Source organism: Mesorhizobium sp. M8A.F.Ca.ET.021.01.1.1 (assembly GCF_003998025.1).
Classification (GTDB): domain Bacteria; phylum Pseudomonadota; class Alphaproteobacteria; order Rhizobiales; family Rhizobiaceae; genus Mesorhizobium.
In genome coordinates, this window is record NZ_RZSJ01000527.1 from 1 (window position 1) to 4368 (window position 4368).

Below are 4368 nucleotides of genomic sequence, written 5' to 3' on the forward strand. Positions count from 1 at the left end.
AAGTTCGGCCGGCTTGGCCTTCGGCGCGGGCTTCGCGGCCTGAGCCTGATTGACGACGGGCGCCGGCTGCTGATTGCGTCCCTCGCGTGCCAACTCGTCGGCGGCCTGCGATATCTGCGCTTCCAGATCTTCCATCGAAGCCGCGATATCGAGGTCGCCGCTGTCGGTATCGCTGCTCAGGTCGAGATCGAGCGCTTTTTCGAGTTCCCTGGCTACGTCGCTGTCGAGAGTTCTGGTCGTTGTTGGTTTCTTCGCCATGCCTTCGCTACCCTGTACTAGCTGCCGCGGGGGCTTATTAATTCTGGTTATCTTACCCCCGCGCAGGAGGCTGAAAATGGACCCTCGTATCGTAATGACACAGGGGGGTAAAGAAAACATGCATTCCGCGGGATACGTAAAACTTTAAATATAAGGTTAACGGAACCGTGATTTGGGCGCCGTTTTCGCAACATTTTTCCCGGCCATTCATTAACCCGTTGTCCACTGGAATCGCCTAGTTTTTCAGGCGGCCGAAGAAAATGGAGTTCGAGTTCATGCGTGGCGAAAGCGGCATTGCCTTCTCAATGCCCGGGGGCGACGTATCGGGAACGAGGCAGTCCCGGCCGGTCGATTTGGCACACCTTGCCCGGCAAACGATGGGCGACCGCGCCCTTGAGCAGGAGGTGCTGGCGCTGTTTGTACAGCAGGCATTGGCGGTGCGCGACAAAATAGTCGATGCCGACATCAAGGACCGGCTGCTGCTGGCCCATGGTTTGAAAGGATCGGCCCGCGGCGTAGGCGCCTTCGCCATCGCCGATTGCGCCACCGATATCGAGCGCCGTCCGGAGGACGTCCAGACCCTCAAGCGGCTCGGCCGGCTGATCGACGAAATGCGCGACTTCATCGCCGCCATCAATCGCTGATTCCGGTTTGCGACAAAAACGTCACGGAGCGCCGCTTTCGCGCGGCAGTTGACTTGTTTGCCGGAGTGATTATCTCGGGCGAAACTCTCTTTCGTCCCAGGCGAAAGGCTCTTCGTCCCGGGCGAAAGTCCCTTCAGGTGACAAATGACCAAACTGACCTTCATCGCCCATGACGGCACACATTTCGACGTGGATGCCGAAAACGGCTCGACGGTCATGGAAAACGCCATTCGCAACGCCGTTCCGGGCATCGAAGCGGAGTGCGGTGGCGCCTGCGCCTGCGCGACCTGCCATGTCTATGTCGACGAGGCCTGGACGGCCGAAGTCGGCGAGCCCGAGGCGATGGAAGAAGACATGCTGGACTTCGCCTATGAGGTCCAGCCGAACTCGCGCCTGTCTTGCCAGATCAAGGTGCGCGACGCACTCGACGGTCTGATCGTGCGGGTGCCAGAACGTCAGGGCTGAAAGCCTGCATCGGCGATTTTTGCCGCTGACGCTTGGCAGCGGGGCAATGGTCATGCAGTCTCGCCGGGACTTTCGCAGCGAGGCGCATCATGACCGGCATCATCAGCACAGACGTCCTCATTGTCGGGGCAGGGCCGGTCGGCCTGTTCGCCGTGTTCGAACTCGGCCTGCTGGACCTCAAGTGCCACCTGATCGACATTCTCGACAAACCGGGCGGCCAATGCGCGGAACTCTATCCGGAAAAACCGATCTACGACATCCCCGGCTGGCCCTCGATTTCGGCGCAAGGGCTCGTCGACAAGTTGCTTGAGCAGGTTGAGCCGTTCAAGCCTGACTTCACCTACAACCGCATGGTCTCCAGTCTCGAAAAGTTGGACGACGGCGGCTTTCGCGTGACCACGGACGAGAACGAGGTGTTCGAAGCCAAGGTGGTGGTGATCGCCGCCGGCGGCGGCTCATTCCAGCCGAAGCGCCCGCCAATTCCCGGCATCGAGGCCTATGAAGGCACGAGCGTCTTCTATTCGGTTCGCCGGATGGAGGATTTTCGCGACCATGACCTGGTCATCGTCGGCGGCGGCGACTCGGCGCTGGACTGGACGCTGAACCTGCAGCCGGTGGCAAAGAGCGTGACACTCGTTCACCGGCGGCCCGAGTTTCGCGCAGCGCCCGACAGCGTCAACAAGATGTACGCCATGCAGGAGATGAAGCAGCTGGAATTTCGGGTCGGCCAGGTGACCGGGCTCACCGGAGCCGATGGCCAGCTGGCATCGGCCACCATCAAGGGAGGCCCGGATGGCGACATCGAGGTGCCTTGCACCCGCATGCTGCCGTTTTTCGGCCTGACCATGAAGCTCGGCCCGATCGCGGAATGGGGGCTCAATCTCCATGAGAACCTGATCCCGGTCGATACGGAGAAATTCCAGACATCGGTGCCCGGCATCTTCGCGGTGGGCGACATCAACTGGTACCCGGGCAAGCTGAAGCTGATCCTGTCGGGTTTCCACGAGGTGGCGCTGATGGCGCAGGCCGCCAAGCGCGTCGTCAGCCCCGGCGAACGAATCGTGTTCCAGTATACGACTTCGTCCACCAGCCTGCAGAAGAAGCTCGGCGTCTCCGGCTAGCTATTCCGCCAGGATGGGCGCCGGATCGTCGACGTGGCCTCGAAGTTCTTTCTCGGGCATCAGCGTAAGCGTGATGAGGCCCAGTCCCAGAGTGCCGGCCGCGACGAGAAAGATCATCACGAAGGGCTGGGCCGATGCGACATGTCCAGCCACCGCAACGCCTTCACCGGCCAGCGGCAACCCAAAGCCCAGAGCGATGGCCCCGAGCATCGCGACCCCCAATGCACTGCCCAGCGACCGCAGAAAGGTAAGCACCCCCGTCGCCACACCAAGATGCATGCGGTCGACGGCATTCTGCACGGAGACGGTGGTTACCGGAAATGTCGTCCCGGTCCCCAGCCCGATACAGATGGTCAGGACTTCGACGACCAGCAACGATGCATGGCCGGCGACAAAGGCCAGCAGGCCCATGCACAGGATGGCGAAGAGGACGCCGACCATGGCGATGCGCTTGTAGTGGGTGAAGCGCGGTATCAGGCGGCCGCTGGAAGCGGCGCCGCCCACGGTTCCAAGCAGAAGGCCGAGCATTGCAATGCCCGACTCGCTGGCCGTCAGGCCAAGTATCGATTGCAGATAGACCGGCAGATAGACGGCAAGGCCGACGCTGGAGGCCTGGAGCAGGAACATCGACAGAGTGCCGGCCAGGACGATCGGGTTGCCCAGCACTTCCAGCGAAATGAGCGGTTCGGCCGCCTGCATCAGCCGCAGGGCAAAGGCTCCCCAGAAAAGCGCGGAGCCGGCCAGGACGCCGACGACTTCCGGCGACATCCACAGGTAAGCGCTGCCGCCCCAGTTCAGCGCCAGCAGCAACAGCGCCGTGGCCACGATGAGCAGCAATGCGCCAAGACCATCGATGCTGTGATTCTTGGCCGCGATCGGCAGCTTCTTGAGCGGCGTGTTGATGATCGCCATCGCAACAAAGCCCAGAGGGATATTGATCCAGAAGATGAGGGACCAATGCAGATGTTCGGCAAAAGTGCCGCCCAGCAGCGGCCCGGCGACGCTGGCGACGGCCCATGTGCCGGAAAACCACGCCGCATAGCGCGCCCGCTCGCGCGGCGGGACAAGGTCGCCGACTACGGTCTGCGTCAGCGCGAAAAGGCCGCCGCCACCGGCCCCCTGGATCGCGCGCCCCAGGATAAGGACGAACATGTTGGGAGCCAGTGCGCTGACCAGCGATCCGACAAGAAAGATGAGAATTGCCGCATAGACGGTCGGCCGACGCCCATAGACGTCGGAAATCTTGCCGTAGAGCGGTGCCACGGCGGTTGCGGTCAAGAGGTAGCCGGTGACAATCCAGGGCAGGTATTCGGCATGGCCGAGCGAGCGCCCGATGGTCGGCATGGCGGGCGCGACGATGGTCTGGTCGAGGGCCGCCAGCAGCATCGACAGAAGGACGCCGCCGATAATGGCGTTCTTTTCGCTTTCGGTCAGCGGCGCGCTCGCGGCCGCCACGGCCTGCTTGTCGACTGCCTGGTCCATATTTCTCGTCCATGCGCCTTGCGCTGCCGCATCACCATCGGGTCTTTGTGGTGCATTCGCGGCGCGATCGATCGTGATGGTCGTGCTTCCAGCTTGTGCCCGAGGCAACCCTGGATATGTCGTTCCCTATAGACCGATTTCGAACGCCGCTCGAAAAAAATTCGAAGCTGGCACTACGCTTCCGCCCGGTTGGCTTGCATCCAGGCGAACGGAGCCGGCGAGGAAACTCAGGTTGGCGGCGGCAATTGGCCACTCTCGATGCGTTGCATCCGGTAGCGCATCAGCCGCAGGATGCGGCTTTCGAAATTGACGCCTTCGACACGGTCGAACCGCAACTGGTCCTGGTCGTGTCTGGCAAGCTCGGCCGCCGTTATCTCGGCGGCCTTGGCCTTTGCAGC

Annotated in this window: 5 protein-coding genes and 1 pseudogene; 3 read left to right on the forward strand and 3 right to left on the reverse strand. The window is 62.1% G+C overall.

What is annotated here, in order from left to right; genetic code table 11:
• On the reverse strand, positions 1-258 hold a 258-nt coding region (locus EOA36_RS28930), incomplete at its 3' end, for a hypothetical protein (RefSeq protein ID WP_145969356.1).
• Positions 259-533: 275 nt separating this feature from the next.
• Between EOA36_RS28930 and EOA36_RS28935 the strand changes: the two genes are divergently transcribed.
• The 3 genes from EOA36_RS28935 to EOA36_RS28945 all read left to right on the forward strand — a co-directional run bounded on the left by EOA36_RS28935 (position 534) and on the right by EOA36_RS28945 (position 2488).
• Positions 534-902, forward strand: a complete 369-nt coding sequence (locus EOA36_RS28935) for an Hpt domain-containing protein (RefSeq protein ID WP_127280424.1) — start codon at positions 534-536, stop codon at positions 900-902.
• Positions 903-1046: 144 nt separating this feature from the next.
• Positions 1047-1367, forward strand: coding sequence for a 2Fe-2S iron-sulfur cluster-binding protein (locus tag EOA36_RS28940; RefSeq protein WP_027144910.1), 321 nt, complete (start codon positions 1047-1049; stop codon positions 1365-1367).
• Positions 1368-1456: 89 nt separating this feature from the next.
• The gene (locus tag EOA36_RS28945; RefSeq protein ID WP_127280422.1) at positions 1457-2488 is read left to right on the forward strand and encodes an NAD(P)/FAD-dependent oxidoreductase; all 1032 of its coding nucleotides are present in this window, start codon (positions 1457-1459) and stop codon (positions 2486-2488) included.
• Here the strand turns inward: EOA36_RS28945 and EOA36_RS28950 are convergent, their stop codons facing one another.
• Both EOA36_RS28950 and EOA36_RS38530 read right to left on the reverse strand, forming a co-directional pair.
• On the reverse strand, positions 2489-3970 hold the full coding sequence (locus EOA36_RS28950; RefSeq protein WP_127280423.1) for an MDR family MFS transporter: 1482 nt from the start codon (positions 3968-3970) through the stop codon (positions 2489-2491). It lies immediately after the preceding gene.
• Between the two features lie 227 nt (positions 3971-4197).
• Positions 4198-4368, reverse strand: a pseudogene (locus EOA36_RS38530) (peptidase); the annotation flags it as partial.

Coding starts and splice junctions, on each gene's coding strand:
- EOA36_RS28950 (WP_127280423.1), bottom strand. CDS start 3,970: ATGGACCAGGCAGTCGACAAGCAGGCCGTGGCGGCCGCGAGCGCGCCG.
- EOA36_RS28935 (WP_127280424.1), top strand. CDS start 534: ATGCGTGGCGAAAGCGGCATTGCCTTCTCAATGCCCGGGGGCGACGTA.
- EOA36_RS28945 (WP_127280422.1), top strand. CDS start 1,457: ATGACCGGCATCATCAGCACAGACGTCCTCATTGTCGGGGCAGGGCCG.
- EOA36_RS28940 (WP_027144910.1), top strand. CDS start 1,047: ATGACCAAACTGACCTTCATCGCCCATGACGGCACACATTTCGACGTG.